This is a genomic window from Streptomyces sp. NPDC001270, assembly GCF_042896695.1.
GTDB lineage: Bacteria > Actinomycetota > Actinomycetes > Streptomycetales > Streptomycetaceae > Streptomyces.
The window spans coordinates 411,858-426,789 of the sequence record NZ_JBIAXM010000001.1; the positions used below are offsets into that span (position 1 = coordinate 411,858).

16 protein-coding genes are annotated in these 14,932 nt (G+C 70.9%); 8 read left to right on the top strand and 8 right to left on the bottom strand.

Annotated elements, in window-relative coordinates; translation table 11 throughout:
- Positions 1 to 34 precede the first annotated feature (34 nt).
- Together ACFY2B_RS01925 and ACFY2B_RS01930 are read right to left on the bottom strand one after the other, a co-directional pair.
- Positions 35 to 790 carry a decaprenylphospho-beta-D-erythro-pentofuranosid-2-ulose 2-reductase gene (locus tag ACFY2B_RS01925; protein WP_390761166.1) on the bottom strand — a complete coding sequence of 252 codons (756 nt, stop codon included), beginning with the start codon at positions 788 to 790 and terminating at the stop codon, positions 35 to 37.
- Between the two features lie 49 nt (positions 791 to 839).
- Positions 840 to 2,195: an FAD-binding protein gene (locus ACFY2B_RS01930; RefSeq protein WP_390761167.1), complete on the bottom strand. Its 1,356-nt coding sequence runs from the start codon at positions 2,193 to 2,195 to the stop codon at positions 840 to 842.
- 142 nt (positions 2,196 to 2,337) lie between these two features.
- Here ACFY2B_RS01930 and ACFY2B_RS01935 point away from each other — a divergent pair, with 142 nt between their 5' ends.
- Genes ACFY2B_RS01935 through ACFY2B_RS01950 form a run of 4 tightly spaced genes read left to right on the top strand, consistent with a single transcriptional unit; the run spans position 2,338 to position 5,144 of the window.
- Positions 2,338 to 2,847 (top strand): phosphatase PAP2 family protein, encoded by a 510-nt coding sequence (locus tag ACFY2B_RS01935; RefSeq protein WP_390761520.1) that lies wholly within the window; start codon positions 2,338 to 2,340, stop codon positions 2,845 to 2,847.
- Positions 2,840 to 3,823: a decaprenyl-phosphate phosphoribosyltransferase gene (locus tag ACFY2B_RS01940; RefSeq protein ID WP_390761168.1), complete on the top strand. Its 984-nt coding sequence runs from the start codon at positions 2,840 to 2,842 to the stop codon at positions 3,821 to 3,823. The genes ACFY2B_RS01935 and ACFY2B_RS01940 overlap by 8 nt, the downstream gene beginning before the upstream one ends.
- Positions 3,820 to 4,245, top strand: a complete 426-nt coding sequence (locus ACFY2B_RS01945) for a GtrA family protein (RefSeq protein ID WP_390761169.1) — start codon at positions 3,820 to 3,822, stop codon at positions 4,243 to 4,245. Before ACFY2B_RS01940 ends, ACFY2B_RS01945 begins: the two co-directional genes overlap by 4 nt.
- The gene (locus ACFY2B_RS01950) at positions 4,233 to 5,144 is read left to right on the top strand and encodes a YihY/virulence factor BrkB family protein (RefSeq protein WP_390761170.1); all 912 of its coding nucleotides are present in this window, start codon (positions 4,233 to 4,235) and stop codon (positions 5,142 to 5,144) included. The genes ACFY2B_RS01945 and ACFY2B_RS01950 overlap by 13 nt, the downstream gene beginning before the upstream one ends.
- Here ACFY2B_RS01950 and ACFY2B_RS01955 read toward each other — a convergent pair.
- Complete coding sequence (locus ACFY2B_RS01955; protein ID WP_390761171.1) at positions 5,089 to 6,390, bottom strand: D-alanyl-D-alanine carboxypeptidase family protein; 1,302 nt, start codon at positions 6,388 to 6,390, stop codon at positions 5,089 to 5,091. The two genes, ACFY2B_RS01950 and ACFY2B_RS01955, sit on opposite strands and share 56 nt — an antisense overlap.
- A 91-nt stretch (positions 6,391 to 6,481) precedes the next feature.
- On the opposite strand from ACFY2B_RS01955, the gene ACFY2B_RS01960 reads away from it, so the two are divergent.
- The 3 genes from ACFY2B_RS01960 (at position 6,482) to ACFY2B_RS01970 (ending at position 10,009) form a co-directional block, all read left to right on the top strand.
- Positions 6,482 to 6,721 carry an SCO4848 family membrane protein gene (locus ACFY2B_RS01960; protein ID WP_390761172.1) on the top strand — a complete coding sequence of 80 codons (240 nt, stop codon included), beginning with the start codon at positions 6,482 to 6,484 and terminating at the stop codon, positions 6,719 to 6,721.
- Between the two features lie 27 nt (positions 6,722 to 6,748).
- A complete protein-coding gene (locus ACFY2B_RS01965) occupies positions 6,749 to 8,125 on the top strand; it encodes a metallophosphoesterase (RefSeq protein ID WP_390761173.1) in 1,377 nt (458 codons plus the stop codon).
- A gap of 324 nt (positions 8,126 to 8,449) precedes the next feature.
- Positions 8,450 to 10,009 carry an ABC transporter substrate-binding protein gene (locus ACFY2B_RS01970; RefSeq protein WP_390761174.1) on the top strand — a complete coding sequence of 520 codons (1,560 nt, stop codon included), beginning with the start codon at positions 8,450 to 8,452 and terminating at the stop codon, positions 10,007 to 10,009.
- 15 nt (positions 10,010 to 10,024) lie between these two features.
- Here the strand turns inward: ACFY2B_RS01970 and ACFY2B_RS01975 are convergent, their stop codons facing one another.
- Positions 10,025 to 10,435 (bottom strand): VOC family protein, encoded by a 411-nt coding sequence (locus tag ACFY2B_RS01975; RefSeq protein WP_390761175.1) that lies wholly within the window; start codon positions 10,433 to 10,435, stop codon positions 10,025 to 10,027.
- Positions 10,436 to 10,579: 144 nt separating this feature from the next.
- Between ACFY2B_RS01975 and ACFY2B_RS01980 the strand changes: the two genes are divergently transcribed.
- Complete coding sequence (locus ACFY2B_RS01980; RefSeq protein WP_390761176.1) at positions 10,580 to 11,203, top strand: Uma2 family endonuclease; 624 nt, start codon at positions 10,580 to 10,582, stop codon at positions 11,201 to 11,203.
- Positions 11,204 to 11,351: 148 nt separating this feature from the next.
- On the opposite strand, the gene ACFY2B_RS01985 is transcribed toward ACFY2B_RS01980, so the two are convergent.
- The 4 genes from ACFY2B_RS01985 to sdhC are packed head-to-tail and all read right to left on the bottom strand — an operon-like array spanning position 11,352 to position 14,755.
- Positions 11,352 to 12,113 carry a succinate dehydrogenase iron-sulfur subunit gene (locus ACFY2B_RS01985; RefSeq protein ID WP_376524194.1) on the bottom strand — a complete coding sequence of 254 codons (762 nt, stop codon included), beginning with the start codon at positions 12,111 to 12,113 and terminating at the stop codon, positions 11,352 to 11,354.
- Positions 12,113 to 13,867, bottom strand: a complete 1,755-nt coding sequence (gene sdhA, locus ACFY2B_RS01990) for a succinate dehydrogenase flavoprotein subunit (protein WP_376524195.1) — start codon at positions 13,865 to 13,867, stop codon at positions 12,113 to 12,115. The genes ACFY2B_RS01985 and sdhA overlap by 1 nt, the downstream gene beginning before the upstream one ends.
- 19 nt (positions 13,868 to 13,886) lie before the next feature.
- Positions 13,887 to 14,369 carry a succinate dehydrogenase hydrophobic membrane anchor subunit gene (locus ACFY2B_RS01995; RefSeq protein ID WP_376524196.1) on the bottom strand — a complete coding sequence of 161 codons (483 nt, stop codon included), beginning with the start codon at positions 14,367 to 14,369 and terminating at the stop codon, positions 13,887 to 13,889.
- A 5-nt stretch (positions 14,370 to 14,374) separates the two neighbouring features.
- Entirely contained in the window at positions 14,375 to 14,755 is a 381-nt protein-coding gene (gene sdhC, locus ACFY2B_RS02000) for a succinate dehydrogenase, cytochrome b556 subunit (RefSeq protein WP_351745517.1), read from the bottom strand.
- Positions 14,756 to 14,932: the final 177 nt, after the last annotated feature.

Genomic DNA, 14,932 nt, shown 5'->3' on the forward strand with positions numbered 1-14,932 from the left:
CGCGCGCGCAGTTCCTTGTGGTCCTTTGAGGGCGTCAGATCGGGAGGCGGCGGAACAGTGCTCTTGGGGTGTGGCGTAGGGCTGTCATGAGCAGGCGGAGGGGGCCTGGTACCCAGATGGTTTCCGCTCGGCGCCGCAGGCCCAGTTCGATGGCCGTGGCCACGGCCTGCGGCGTGGTGGCGAGAGGGGCCTCGTCGAGGCCGGCCGTCATCCGGGACCGTACGAATCCGGGGCGTACGACCATGACGTGCACGCCCGTGCCGTGCAGTGCGTCGCCGAGGCCCTGGGCGAAGGCGTCCAGGCCCGCCTTGCTGGAACCGTAGATGAAGTTGGAGCGGCGGGCCCGCTCGCCGGCCACCGAGGAGAGGACGACCAGGGAGCCGTGGCCCTGCGTCTGGAGCGCGGAGGCCGCGATCAGGCCGGCCGAGACCGCGCCGGTGTAGTTGGTCTGGGCGACCCGGACCGCGCTCACCGGCTCGCGTTCGTCGCGGGCCTGGTCGCCGAGGATCCCGAAGGCGAGCAGCACCATGTCGACGTCGCCCTCGGCGAAGACCTTGCCGAGCACCGCCTCGTGCGATTCGGGTTCGAGCGCGTCGAAGGCGACGGTGCGGACGTCCGCCCCGAGGCCGCGCAGTTCCTCGGCGGCCTTGTCCAGGGTGGGCGAGGGGCGGCCCGCGAGCCACACGGTGCGGGTGCGGCGGGCGATCAGCCGGCGCGTGGTGGCCAGGGCGATCTCCGACGTACCACCGAGGACGAGCAGGGACTGGGGGAGGCCGAAGGCGTCCTTCACGACAGCTCCAAGGGAGGGGGACTTCCAAGGGAGGGGGACTTCAGGGGCTTTACAGGCCGAGGCGGCGGGCGAGGTCCGAGACGAACACCCCGCGCGGGTCGATCTCCGCGCGCAGGGCCCGGAAGTCGGCGAGCCGGGGGTACATCGGGGCGAGCAGGTCGGGGCGGAGCCGGGAGTCCTTGGCGAGGTAGACACGGCCGCCCGCGGCGGCGACCTCCTCGTCCAGTTCGTCGAGGAAGGCGCCGAGCCGGGGCAGGCCCGCGGGGACGTCCAGGGCGAGCGTCCAGCCGGGCACCGGGAAGGAGAGCCAGCCGGGGTCCGCCTCCCCGAAGCGCTTGAGGACGGCCAGGAAGGACGGGCAGCGGCGGGCGGAGATGCGGCGCACGATCCGGTGCAGGGCCTCCTCCTGGCCGTGTCCGACGACGAACTGGTACTGGACGAAGCCGCCGCGGCCGTAGATCCGGTTCCAGTGCGGCACGCCGTCCAGGGGGTGGAAGAAGGCGGGGATCCGCTGGAGTTCGCCGGTACGCGTGCGTGGCGCCCGGCGGTACCAGATCTCGTTGAACAGGCCCACGCTGGTGCGGCCGAGCAGGCCCTCCGGGACGAGGGGCGGGGCGGGCGGGAGCTGCCGGGGGCGGAAGGACAGCGGGCGCCGCCACGCGCGCGTGCCCGTGTTCAGCGCGTCCAGGGGCGCGTGGTCGCCGCGGGTGAGGACCGCGCGGCCGGTGGCCGTGCCGCGGGCCAGCAGGTCGATCCAGGCGACCGAGTAGCGGTAGCGGTGGTCGGTGGCGGTCAGCCGGGCCATCAGGTCGTCGAGGTCGGTGGCGCGTTCGGTGTCGACCGACATGTACGAGGTCTCCACCGGCAGCAGCCGCACGGTGGCGGTCAGGATCACGCCGGTCAGGCCCATGCCGCCGGTGGTCGCGTCGAACAGGGGCGTGCCGCGGCCGACCGCGCGGATCTCGCCGTCGGCGGTGAGCAGTTCCAGCGCGAGCACATGGCGTGCGAAGGAGCCGGAGACGTGGTGGTTCTTGCCGTGGATGTCGGCGCCGATCGCCCCGCCGACCGTCACCTGGCGGGTGCCGGGCGTCACCGGTACGAACCAGCCGAGCGGCAGCAGCACCTCCATCAGCCGGTGCAGGGACACGCCCGCGTCGCACAGCACGGTGCCGCCGTCGGCGTCGATGGCGTGGATGCGGTCGAGGCCGGTCATGTCGAGCACGGCCCCGCCGGCGTTCTGCGCCGCGTCCCCGTAGGCCCGGCCCAGGCCCCGCGCGATGCCGCCGCGGGCCCCGCAGCCGCGGACGGCGGCCACGGCCTCCTCGTACGTCCGCGGGCGGACCAGCCGGGCTGAGGTGGGGGCGGTGCGGCCCCAGCCGGTGACGGAAACCATGGCTCCAGACATGCCGGTGACCGTATCGCCCCTATGTGGGCGATTAATTAAGAAACATCCAATCTCTCCCCGAAATGGGTGATTAATGGGATGTCGCTCAATATTGCCGTAAGTCTGGCGGTGCGGGGGTGAACAGTGGGTCCACATGGACGACATGGACCACATGGACGACATGGACCACCGGATCCTTTCCGCACTCCGCGGCTGCGGTGCCGATCCGCGCGTCGCGTCCGCCGCACGCGGCCTGTCGCTGGCCGGTGAGCACGGCGCGCTGTGGCTCGCCGCCGGGCTGACCGCGGCCGCCGCGGACGGCGCGCGGCGCGGTTCCTGGCTGCGCGCGACGGCACTCGTCGCGGGCGCCCACCTCACCAGCACGGGCGTCAAACGCCTGGTGCGCCGAGCACGCCCGGGGCACGTCGAGCCGCTGGTCCGCACCGTCGGCCGGTACTCCTTCCCGAGTTCGCACGCCGCCTCGGCGACGGCCGCCGCGGTGGCGTTCGGGGCGCTGGGCGCCCCCGGGTTCCCGCCGCTGGCCGCCGCCATGTGCCTGTCCCGTCTGGTGGCCGGCGTGCACTACCCCTCCGACGTCGCCGCCGGCGCGGCCCTGGGCGCGCTCACCGCACGGCTCGGCGCGCGCTGGATGACCGGGTGCGGCCATGACTGAGACAGCGCCCCTCACGGACGGCGTGCACGCCGGCGAGGCCGGGCTGCCGGAGCGGCGCCGGAACTCCGCCGCGTCGGCCGCGCCCCCGGCCAAGGGCACCGTCCTGGGCGGCCTGCTGCGGACCACCCGGCCCAAGCAGTGGGTGAAGAACAGCCTCGTCGCCGCCGCCCCGGCCGCCGCCGGGCAGATCTTCTCCCGGCACGCGCTCACCCAGGTCGCCCTCGTCTTCGTCCTGTTCACCGCCTGCGCCGCCGCCGTCTACCTGATCAACGACGCCCGGGACGCCCAGGCGGACCGCGCCCACCCCACCAAGTGCCGCCGCCCGGTCGCCGCGGGCCAGGTCCCGGTGCCCCTCGCCTACGCCGCCGGAGCCGTCCTGGCCGTCCTCGCGCCGACCGCCGCCGCCTGGCTGACCTCGCCGCTCGTCGCGGCCCTGCTGACCGCGTACGTCGTGCTGCAACTGGCGTACTGCGTCAGCCTCAAGCACGTCCTGGTCGCCGATCTCGCCGTCGTCACCATCGGTTTCGTGATGCGCGCGATGATCGGCGGGGTCGCGCTCGGCATCCCGCTGTCCCGCTGGTTCCTGATCACCACCGGGTTCGGGGCGCTGTTCATGGTGTCGGCCAAGCGCTACTCGGAAGCCCTCCAGACGGCCGGAAAAGCGGGCGCCACGCGCGCGTTGCTCACCGAGTACACGACCGGATACCTGCGCTTCGTCTGGCAACTGGCCGCGGGCGTCGCCGTCCTCGCGTACTGCATGTGGGCCCTGGAGGAGGGCGGCGGCCCGCACGCGGGCGTGCTGCCCTGGCGGCAGCTGTCGATGGTCGCCTTCATCCTCGGGATCCTCAGGTACGCCGTCTTCGCCGACCGAGGCACCGCCGGCGAGCCCGAGGACGTCGTCCTGCACGACCGCGCGCTGGCCCTGATCGGGCTGGCCTGGCTCGCCATGTACGGGCTGGCGGTGGCGAACTGGTGACTGCCGCCCGACGCGAGCTGGTGGGCTTCGCCATCGCCGGGCTCCTCGCCTACGCCACCGACCTGGCCCTCTTCACCTGGCTGCGCGGCCCCGCCGGCCTCGACCCGCTCACCGCGAAGACCCTGGCCTTCACGGCGGGCTGCACGGTCGCCTACCTGGGCAACGCGCACGGCACCTACCGCCACGCGCAGCCCAGGGGCGTGCGCCCGTACGCCGTCTTCGTCGCCGTGAACCTCGCCGGCGCCCTCGTCCAGCTCCTGTGCATCGCCGTCAGCCACTACGGCCTCGGCCTGACCTCGCAGTACGCCGACACCGTCTCCGGCGCCGGCATCGGCATGGGCCTCGCCACGATCCTGCGCTTCTGGGGTACCCGGACATTGGTGTTCCCCGCGGAGGGCAGAGTCGGATCATGGACTGGCTGAAGAGGCTCCCCGGGATCGGCCCGCTCGTCACCTGGCTGACCGCCACGCACGCCTGGCGGGCGTACGAGCGCCTGGACCGGGTGAAGTGGACCCGGCTGGCCGCCGCGATGACGTTCATCAGCTTCATCGCGCTGTTCCCGCTGCTGACCGTGGCCGCGTCGATCGCCGCGGCCACCCTGAGCACGGCGCAGCAGACACAGCTCCAGAAGAAGATCGCCGAACAGGTCCCGGGCATCTCCAGCCAACTGGACATCAACGCCCTGGTGCAGAACGCGGGCACCGTCGGACTCATCGCCGGTGCCGTCCTGCTGTTCACCGGCATCGGCTGGGTCGGCCAGATGCGCGACTGCCTGCGGGCGGTGTGGGAACGGGCCGAGGCCACGGAGAACCCCGTCCTGCGCAAGGCCGTCGACGCGGGGGTCCTCGTCGGCCTCGGCGGTGCCCTGCTCGCGACCATCGCCATCTCGACCGTGGCCTCCGCGCTGGTCGGCTGGATCTCCGACCAGCTCGGCCTGGACCGGGCGAGCTGGGGCAGCCTCCTGCTGCGCGTCGCCGCGTTCGCCGTCGCCGTGCTCGCCGACTTCCTGGTACTGCTCTACGTCCTCACCCTGCTGCCCGGGGTCGAGCCGCCGCGCCGCCGGCTGATCGTCGCCGCACTGATCGGCGCGGTCGGCTTCGAACTCCTCAAGCTGCTGCTCAGCGGCTACATCCAGGGCGTCGCGACCAAGAGCATGTACGGGGCCTTCGGGGTGCCCGTGGCGCTGCTGCTGTGGATCAACCTCACCGCGAAACTCGTGCTGTTCTGCGCCGCCTGGACGGCGACGCAGAGCGACGGGGCCGAGGTCAGGAACGGGACGTCCGACGGCGCACCAGATCCGGCAGCGGCCATCGGCGATTGACCAGGAACACCCCGCCGGCCAGCACGACCAGCGCCCCGCCGGCGATCGCCAGCGCGGTCCCGACGCCACTCGAACGGTCCGTGGCGGCGGCCACCGGTTCGGTCGAGGCCCCGCCGCCCGGCGCACCGGCGCCCTTGCCGTCGGCGGGTGACGTGGCACCCGGCGCCGTGCTCGGTCCGTCGCTGGGCGAGGCCGTCGCCTGCGCGCTCCTCGGCGGCACCAGCTCGCCCACCGGCTGCGCCTTCCCGGCCGCCGCGAAGCCCCAGTCGAGGAGCTTCGAACTCTCCTTGTAGACCTCGTTGTGCGCGTTCTTCGCCGGGTTCATGACGGTGACCAGCAGCACCCTGCCGTTGCGCTCCGCGACACCGGTGAAGGTGGCGCCCGCGTTGGTGGTGTTGCCGTTCTTCACGCCCGCGATCCCCTGGTAGACGGGGACGTCGGTGTCACCGCTGAGCAGCCGGTTGGTGTTCTGGATCTCCGTGGTCCGCTCGACCGTCCTGCCCTTCTCCTTCGTCGTGCCGACCGGGATCCGCGCCCGGACCGTGGAGCAGTACGCGCGGAAGTCCTTCTTCTGCAGCCCGGAGCGGGCGATGAGCGTCAGGTCGTACGCCGACGACACCTGTTCCGGCTGGTCGTAGCCGTCGGGGCTGACCACGGTCGTGTCGAGGGCCTGCAGATCGTCGGCGTGCGTCTGCATGTCCCGGACGGTCTCGGCTATGCCGCCGTTCATCGCGGACAGCACGTGCACGGCGTCGTTGCCGGAGCGCAGGAAGACGCCCAGCCACAGGTCGCGGACCGTGTAGGTCCGGCCCTCCGTCACCGGGACCACGCTGGATCCGGCGCCGACGCCCGCCAGGTCCGACGGCACCACCTTGTGCTTCGTCGCGGCGGGGAACTTCGGCAGCACGGTGTCGGCGAACAGCATCTTCAGCGTGCTCGCCGGGGGCAGCCGCCAGTGCGCGTTGTGGGCGGCGAGCACGTCGCCGGTCTCGGCGTCGGCGACGATCCAGGAGCGCGCGGTCAGGTCCTTGGGCAGCACGGGTGCGCCGCCCGCCAGGTCGACCTGGGTGCCCGCCTGGCCGAGGCGGACACCCCCCACCGTCGACATCTGTGCCGGTGGTGTGGCCGACGGACCGGTCGAGGGGCCGGGGGCCGCCAGGGCGGCCGGGGCCGTGAGCGAGACGGACAGCAAGGCGGCGGAGGAGACCAGCAGAGATCGCCTCACGGTCTGATGAGGAACGGGCACGGTCGAGAACGTACCTGTCGCGGGCCGTGAAGTCTTCCGGCCCGCCCCACCCCGGACACGGATCCGGACAGCCGACGGCGATACTGAAGGTATGAAGCTCAGCCGCCCGGTGTCCTGGTTCCTGCTCGTCTTCGGGGTGTGGAGCTGGGTCATCTGGGTCACTTTCGTCAAGAACCTGGTCAAGGACAGCAGCGGGCTCGCCTTCGACAACGGGCACCCGACGGCCTACTTCTGGGTGCATCTGCTGCTGGCGATCGTCTCCTTCCTCTTGGGGACAGTCATCGGGGGCATCGGGTTGCGCGGACTGCGCGCACTGCGTCGGACGTCATAGCGGGAAGAACGCGGGGGACACAGCAGAGTGGTCATCGTCTTGGTGCTCGGCGCACTGGCCGTGCTGGCCGTCGTCGCCGGGCTGCACTGGTACGTCTGGCGGCGCCTGGTCCGTGACACGACGGCCGGGCCGGGCCTCGCCCGCCGGACTGGCACGGCGGTGTTCGTGGCGGGCCCGGTCCTGATGGTCGCGGCCCTGGTCGCCGAGCGCTCCGGGGCTCCGTTCTGGCTCCAACGGGCCCTGGCCTGGCCCGGTTTCCTCTGGATGGCGCTGGCGCTCTACCTCCTGCTGGCGGTGGTGGCGGGGGAGGTGGCACGGCCGTTGCTGCGCCGGCTGCCGCCGCGGTCCGCCGCGGGCCGTCCCGCCCCGGTCCCGGTGGCGGTGCCGGCGGGCGCGCCACCCGTACCGGCGCAGGCCGCGCCCCGGGAGCCGGCGCCGCGGTCGGCCCCGGCCGCCGGCCCGCCGCGGGACACCGACCTGCACACCGACCTGGACACCGCCCCCGACATCGGTCCGGAATCCGCCCCGTCCGCCCGGTCCGAGCGCGTTCCCGGTCCGGCCCCGTCCGCCCTGCCGGAGCCCTCCCGCCGTCTCTTCGTCTCCCGGGTGGTCGGCGGGGCCGCGGCCACGGCCGCCGTGGCCACGGCCGGGTACGGCACCTACGGCGTGCTGCGCGGACCGCGGGTGAAGCGGGTCACCGTCCCGCTGGCCAAACTCCCGCGCTCGGCACACGGGTTCCGTATCGCCGTCGTCAGCGACATCCACCTGGGCCCCGTTCTCGGCCGGGGTTTCGCGCAGCGGGTGGTGGACACGGTCAACGCGACCCAGCCCGATCTGATCGCGGTCGTCGGCGACCTGGTGGACGGCAGCGTGCACGACCTGGGCCCGGCGGCGGCGCCGCTCGCCCAGCTGTCGGCGCGGCACGGGGCGTACTTCGTCACCGGCAACCACGAGTACTTCTCCGGCGCCGAGCAGTGGGTCGAGGAGGTACGGCGGCTGGGGCTGCGCCCGCTGGAGAACGCCCGGACCGAACTGCCCGGCTTCGACCTCGCCGGGGTCAACGACGTCCAGGGCGAGAGCGAGGGCCAGGGCCCGGACTTCGGCAAGGCCCTCGGCGACCGCGACCCGGCACGGGCGTGCGTGCTCCTCGCGCACCAGCCGGTGCAGATCCACGAGGCCGTCCGGCACGGCGTCGACCTCCAGCTCTCCGGGCACACGCACGGCGGCCAGCTCTGGCCGGGCAGCCTGCTCGCGGCGGCCGCCAACCCGACGGTGGCGGGCCTGGAGCGCTACGGCGACACCCAGCTGTACGTCAGCCGGGGCGCGGGTGCCTGGGGTCCGCCCACCCGGGTCGGGGCACCGTCGGACATCACGGTCGTTCAGCTGGCCTCGGGACGGATCTGAGCGTCCCGGGTGCCACCACACCCCCACACGTAACCCTCTGGAGCGGTGACGCACTTGGTGTGCGCTGTGAATGCGCAGGTCGCGGCAGTCCAAGAGGGGCATATCGGCATGAATTGAATCACGCCATATCGTGATGAACCGACCACTGTGAACGGACTGTGAAACTCGGCTGTAACACGTGCTGGGTAAGTTCTCGCACATCTCGGCCCAATACTCTTCCCTCCGGCCAAACACGTGTGATTAGGTGAGCGGCGCCACGCCGGGGCGTGGCACTTGTGCAAGGTCAGGGGCAGGGTCCGCGGTAGGCCCGGGGAGGGCATCACCATGCGATCGGTTCGCATGCGTATTCTCGTGACGCTGATCGTGCTGGCGATCGTGGGAGTGGGCGGCTGGCAACTGCTGCCGTCGCAGGCCGGCAAGAACAAGACCATCAAGGTCGGCACGACGGACGCCATCACCTCGCTCGACCCGGCCGGCGCCTACGACGCCGGTTCCTGGGCCCTGTACAGCAGCGTCTTCCAGTCGCTGCTGACGTACGAGCCGGACGGCGTGAAGCCCGTGCCGGACGCGGCACGCAGTTGCGGCTTCGTGGGCAGCGACCTGAAGACGTACCGGTGCAGGCTGCGCGAGGGGATCACCTTCCGCAGCGGCCGGGAGATGACCGCCGAGGACGTGACGTACTCCTTCGACCGGATCAAGAAGATCAACTCCGATCTCGGCCCGGAGTCGCTGCTCTCCACCCTCGGCTCGGTCACCGCGGACGGCAAGGACACCGTCACCTTCCACCTGTCGTCGCCGGACGCCACCTTCCCGTTCAAGGTGGCCACCGGCGCCGGTGCGATCGTCGACCGGGACAAGTACCCGGCGGACCACCTGCGCACCGACTCCGGGGTCGACGGCAGCGGCCCCTACACGCTGACCTCGTACACCAAGGACCAGCGGGCCGTCCTCGCGCCGAACACGCACTACCAGGGCTACCTGAAGGACACGGGCCGGCCCATCGAGATGCGGTACTACAGCGACTCGGAGGCCCTCGACAAGGCGTGGCAGGGCAAGCAGGTCGACGTCGCCACCCGTCAGCTGCCGCCGGGCGTGCTGTCCGGCCTCAACGCGAGCGACCCGAACCAGCGCGTCACCGAGTCCGACAGCTCCGAGACCCGCAACCTGTACCTCAACACCCGCACCGACTCGCCGCTGCACGGCGTACGGGTGCGCCAGGCCATGGCCTGGCTGGTCAACCGTGAGGAACTCGCCGCCACCGTGTACCAGGGCACGGTCGACCCGCTGTACTCGCTGATCCCGACCGGCCTCACCGGCCACACCACGTCGTTCTTCGACGACTACCCGACCCAGCGCCCCGCGAAGGCGAAGGAACTGCTCACCGAGGCCGGGGTGAAGCTGCCGGTGCACATCACCCTCGGCTACGGCAGGGGCCGCGGCGCGGGAGCCGAGGAGTCCGCCCTGCTGAAGAAGCAACTGGAGGCGGACGGCCTGTTCAAGGTGGACGTCGAGGGGTACGAGTGGACCGACTTCCAAAAGCGCTGGGCGGCCGGGAAGATGGACGCCTGGGCGGTCGGCTGGGTCGCCGACTACCCCGACCCGGACACCTTCGGCGCCGCGCTCGTCGGCAGCAGCTCCACCCTGGGCACCGCCTACAGCAACAAGGCCGTCGACGACTTCATCCTGGACAGCCAGAAGTACGCCGATCGTACCGATGCGGCCAAGGACTTCCGTGACCTGCAGACGCAGGTGGCGACCGACGTGCCGCTGATCCCGCTGTGGCAGGCCAAGCAGTACACGGTCAGCAGCGAGGACGTCGCCGGCGGCCAGTACCTCTCGGACGGCACCGGCGTGTTCCGGCTCTGGCAGCTGGACTGGATCTGACGGCCGGCCGGCGGTTCAGGACCGCCGGCCCAGTTCCGGCCGCTTCGAATAGTCCGTGAACCCGATGACGTTGCCCCAGGGGTCGGCGATCTCCACGGCCCACCCGGTGGCCACGGCGGCCGGCTCGTCGAGCGTCGCGATCCCGGCATCGGCGAGCCGGTCCGCCGCCACCCGCGCGTCCGGTACCTCCAGCCAGATCCGCGGCGAGGGCCACGGCGGCGGCCGGTGCCCGAACTCCTCCTCGGCCCGCAGCAGGATCCCGGGCGTCTCGCCGCCGACCTTCAGCAGCGCGATCCCGCCCTCGTCGAACCGGAACCCCACGGTGAACCCGACCCGCCGGTAGAACCCGACGGCCTCGCCGAGGTCCCCGACGGGTACCAGCACATTGTCAAAACCGAGCAGCTCGTACGACTCTTCGTCTGACATGACGTCACATTAGCGGGGCGGATCCGGCGCCTTCCGGGACCGGTCCGGGGGACCTGGTCGTGATCACTCGTTGAGGTGAGGCGGTCCGTATTCCTCCTGGGTACGCTGAAGGGACAGGCGAGACTCCGACCTAGGGGAGCACTGATGAGCGCCGCATCCGATCACGAGCTGGACGCCGGGTCGGCGAGCCACTGGCCCATTCCGCCCGCCGAGGGCTGGACCGCGGACGACCTCGACCGGATTCCGGACCTCCCGCCACATACGGAATTGCTCGACGGGAGTCTTGTCTTCATGAGTCCGCAGACCCGGTTCCATCTGCGTTGCATGCGCCTACTGGAGTACAGCCTGCTGCTGCAGGCGCCGGATCGCTATGACGTCGACCGGGAGTTCACCGTCCGGCTGGACGAAAAGAACCGGCCGGAGCCGGACCTGCTCGTGGTGCCCACCACGGCGGCGACCGGTCCCGACCAGACGTGGCACAAACCGGAGGACGTCGTCCTCGCCGTCGAAGTCGTCTCCCCCGACTCCCGCGAGCGCGACCGCGAGGTCAAGCCCCGCAAGTACGCGCAGGCCGGGGTCCCGCACTTCTGGCGGGTCGAGCAGGACGAGAACAAGGGCTTCCCCGTCGTCTACGTCTACGAACTCGACCCCGCCACCACGACGTACGCGCTCAGCGGTATCTTCCACGACCGTCTCAAGCTCACCGTGCCCTTCGACATCGAGATCGACCTGACGGCGATCGACCGGCGCCCGGGGCCGCTGACCTGACCCGTTCCGGCGCGGCCGGCCGGACCGCTCTCCCGGACGGACGGCCGGCTCCCGGGGCCGGGCAGGGCGTCCGACAGCGCGAAGGCCCCGTTCTCCCTCCGGACGTCCGGAGGGAGAACGGGGCCTTCGGCGGTGTGCGGGAGGGGCGTCAGAAGCGGCGCGTGATGAGCGCCCGCTTCACCTCCTGGATCGCCTTCGTCACCTCGATGCCGCGCGGGCAGGCGTCCGTGCAGTTGAAGGTGGTGCGGCAGCGCCACACGCCGTCGCGGTCGTTGAGGATCTCCAGGCGCTGCTCGCCGGCGTCGTCACGCGAGTCGAAGATGAAACGGTGCGCGTTGACGATCGCCGCCGGGCCGAAGTACTGGCCGTCGTTCCAGAAGACCGGGCAGGACGACGTGCAGGCCGCGCACAGGATGCACTTGGTCGTGTCGTCGAAGCGGGCGCGGTCCTCGGCCGACTGAAGCCGCTCGCGCGTCGGCTCGTTGGTGTCCTTCGAGACGAGGAACGGCATGACGTCCCGGTACGCCTGGAAGAACGGATCCATGTCCACGACCAGGTCCTTGAGGACCGTGAGGCCCTTGATGGGCTCGACCGTGATCGGCTTCTCGGGGTTGAGGTCCTTGATCAGCGTCTTGCAGGCGAGGCGGTTCTTGCCGTTGATCCGCATCGCGTCGGAACCGCAGATGCCGTGGGCGCAGGAGCGGCGGAAGGTGAGGGTGCCGTCGACGTCCCACTTGATCTTGTGGAGGCCGTCGAGGACCCGCTCCTTCGGGTCGATCTCCAGCTGGAAGTCCTCCCACGTGGACTCCGCCGAGACCTCCGGGTTGAAGCGGCGGATCCGGAAGGTGACCGTGATGTAGGGGGACGCCGCGGCCTCCGCCTCCACCTTGTCCAGAACAGGGGTTGCCATCAGTACTTACGCTCCATCGGCTGGTAGCGGGTCTGGACGACCGGCTTGTAGTCGAGACGGACGGACTCGGTGCCGTCGTCGCCCACCTCGCGGTACGCCATGGTGTGGCGCATGAAGTTGACGTCGTCGCGGTTCGGGTAGTCCTCGCGGTAGTGACCGCCGCGGGACTCCTTGCGGGCCAGCGCGGACACCGCCATGACCTCGGCCAGCTCCAGCAGGTTGCCCAGCTCGACGGCCTCCAGCAGGTCCGTGTTGAACCGCTTGCCCTTGTCCTGGATCGACACGTTCTTGTAGCGCTCGCGCAGCTCCGCGATCTTCTCGACCGCCGTCTTGATCGTCTGCTCGGTGCGGAACACCATGACGTTGGCGTCCATGCACTCCTGAAGCTCGCGGCGGAGCGTCGCCACCCGTTCGGTGCCCGTCGCGTCGCGCAGCTGCTCGATCTGCTCGACGACGAACGACGCCGGGTCCTCGGGGAGTTCGACGAAGTCGGCCTTCTGGCTGTACTCCGCGGCGGCGATGCCGGCCCGGCGGCCGAACACGTTGATGTCCAGCAGGGAGTTGGTGCCCAGGCGGTTGGCGCCGTGCACCGACACGCAGGCGACCTCCCCGGCCGCGTACAGACCCGGCACGACGGTGGTGTTGTCCGACAGGACCTCGCCCTCGACGTTCGTCGGGATGCCGCCCATCGCGTAGTGCGCGGTGGGCTGGATCGGGATCGGGTCCGTGTACGGCTCGATGCCGAGGTAGGTACGGGCGAACTCGGTGATGTCGGGCAGCTTGGCGTCCAGCTGCTCCGGCGGCAGGTGCGTCAGGTCCAGGTAGACGTGGTCGCCCTCGGGACCGCAGCCGCGGCCCTCGCGGATCTCCGTGTAGATGGAGCGGGAGACGACGTCGCGGGAGGCGAGGTCCTTCATGACCGGCGCGTACTTCTCCATGAAGCGCTCGCCGTCCTTGTTGCGCAGGATGCCGCCCTCACCGCGGGCGCCCTCGGTGAGCAGGATGCCCATGCGCCAGATGCCGGTCGGGTGGAACTGGAAGAACTCCATGTCCTCCAGCGGCAGCCCGCGCCGGTAGACCGCGGCCTGGCCGTCGCCGGTCAGCGTGTGCGCGTTGGAGGTCACCTTGAAGAACTTGCCGCAGCCGCCGGACGCGTAGATCACGGCCTTCGCCTGGAAGACGTGGATCTCGCCGGTCGCCAGTTCGTAGGCGACCACGCCGGCCGAGCGCTTGACGCCGTCGACCTCGGTGATCAGCTGGTCCAGGACGTAGAACTCGTTGAAGAACTCCACGCCCTCCTTGACGCAGTTCTGGTACAGCGTCTGGAGGATCATGTGGCCGGTGCGGTCGGCCGCGTAGCAGGAGCGGCGGACCGGGGCCTCGCCGTGGTTGCGGCTGTGACCGCCGAAGCGGCGCTGGTCGATGGTGCCGTCCGGGGTGCGGTTGAACGGCAGGCCCATCTTCTCCAGGTCGAGGACCGAGTCGATGGCCTCCTTCGCCAGGATCTCGGCGGCGTCCTGGTCGACCAGGTAGTCACCGCCCTTGATCGTGTCGAAGGTGTGCCACTCCCAGTTGTCCTCCTCCACGTTGGCCAGCGCGGCGGCCATGCCGCCCTGCGCGGCGCCCGTGTGGGAGCGGGTGGGGTAGAGCTTGGTCAGGACCGCGGTGCGGCTGCGCTTCGTCGACTCGATGGCCGCGCGCATGCCCGCGCCGCCGGCGCCGACGATGACGGTGTCGTACTTGTGGATCTTCATGATTCTCGCAGCCCCGTGCCTAGCGGATGTTCGGGTCGAAGGTGAAGATCACCAGCGTGCCCAGCAGGATGGTGAACACCGTGGCGGTGTAGAGCAGGCCCTTCAGCCACAGCCGGGTGTTCGTGCGCTCCGCGTAGTCGTTGATGATCGTGCGCAGGCCGTTGGCGCCGTGCAGCATCGCGAGCCAGAGCATGGCGAGGTCCCAGACCTGCCAGAACGGGTTCGCCCAGCGGCCGGCCACGAAGGCGAAGCCGATCTTGGAGACGCCGCCGTCCAGGAACAGCTGGATGAGCAGGTGGCCGAGGACCAGGACGACCAGCACGATGCCGGACAGCCGCATGAACAGCCAGGCGACCAGTTCGAAGTTGCCCCGGGTGGACTTCGGGGTCTTCTTGGTGCGCAGGCGCGGGGCCTCGATGAGCGGCGCGGGGTGGTCGACGCTGTACAGGGACTCGCCCTCGACGGGGCCGATCCCGGAAGCGGTGGTTTCAGTGGTGGACATCGGCGTCAGCTCCCGAACAGGACACGAGCGGCGTGGCCGAGCACCGGGTAGATCGAACCGGCCATCAGGACGACCCAGACACCTACGACCGTCCAGAGCATCTGCTTCTGGTAGCGCGGGCCCTTCGACCAGAAGTCGACGGCGATGACGCGCAGGCCGTTGAGCGCGTGGAAGAGGATGGCGGCGACGAGGCCGTACTCCAGCAGCGCGACGATCGGCGTCTTGTACGTGGCTACGACTTTGTCGTAGTCCTCGGGGGAAACACGCACGAGAGCGGTGTCCAGCACGTGAACGAACAGGAAGAAGAAGATGAGGACGCCGGTGACTCGGTGAGCCACCCAGGACCACATTCCTTCCCGGCCGCGGTACAGCGTTCCAGCCGGCACGGAAGAACCCTCCGGGAGCGGGGACAAGGGCCGCGCCGGCTTGTTCGGTGTCGGTCGGGCCCGGCCGGGTACGGTCCACCGGCCCCCAGCATGGTAGCGGGGTGCCCGCGGCGCTCGGCGGGGGGCCTCCCGGTGTGATCAAAATGGTGCTCAAAGGTGCACGGACGGATCATCGGG

Bases quoted from the DNA above. Each gene is read 5' to 3' on its own strand.
- ACFY2B_RS01930 (WP_390761167.1), bottom strand. From the start codon at position 2,195: ATGTCTGGAGCCATGGTTTCCGTCACCGGCTGGGGCCGCACCGCCCCC.
- ACFY2B_RS01935 (WP_390761520.1), top strand. From the start codon at position 2,338: ATGGACCACATGGACGACATGGACCACCGGATCCTTTCCGCACTCCGC.
- ACFY2B_RS01940 (WP_390761168.1), top strand. From the start codon at position 2,840: ATGACTGAGACAGCGCCCCTCACGGACGGCGTGCACGCCGGCGAGGCC.
- ACFY2B_RS01950 (WP_390761170.1), top strand. From the start codon at position 4,233: ATGGACTGGCTGAAGAGGCTCCCCGGGATCGGCCCGCTCGTCACCTGG.
- ACFY2B_RS01960 (WP_390761172.1), top strand. From the start codon at position 6,482: ATGAAGCTCAGCCGCCCGGTGTCCTGGTTCCTGCTCGTCTTCGGGGTG.
- ACFY2B_RS01970 (WP_390761174.1), top strand. From the start codon at position 8,450: ATGCGATCGGTTCGCATGCGTATTCTCGTGACGCTGATCGTGCTGGCG.
- ACFY2B_RS01975 (WP_390761175.1), bottom strand. From the start codon at position 10,435: ATGTCAGACGAAGAGTCGTACGAGCTGCTCGGTTTTGACAATGTGCTG.
- ACFY2B_RS01980 (WP_390761176.1), top strand. From the start codon at position 10,580: ATGAGCGCCGCATCCGATCACGAGCTGGACGCCGGGTCGGCGAGCCAC.
- ACFY2B_RS01985 (WP_376524194.1), bottom strand. From the start codon at position 12,113: ATGGCAACCCCTGTTCTGGACAAGGTGGAGGCGGAGGCCGCGGCGTCC.
- sdhA (WP_376524195.1), bottom strand. From the start codon at position 13,867: ATGAAGATCCACAAGTACGACACCGTCATCGTCGGCGCCGGCGGCGCG.
- ACFY2B_RS01995 (WP_376524196.1), bottom strand. From the start codon at position 14,369: ATGTCCACCACTGAAACCACCGCTTCCGGGATCGGCCCCGTCGAGGGC.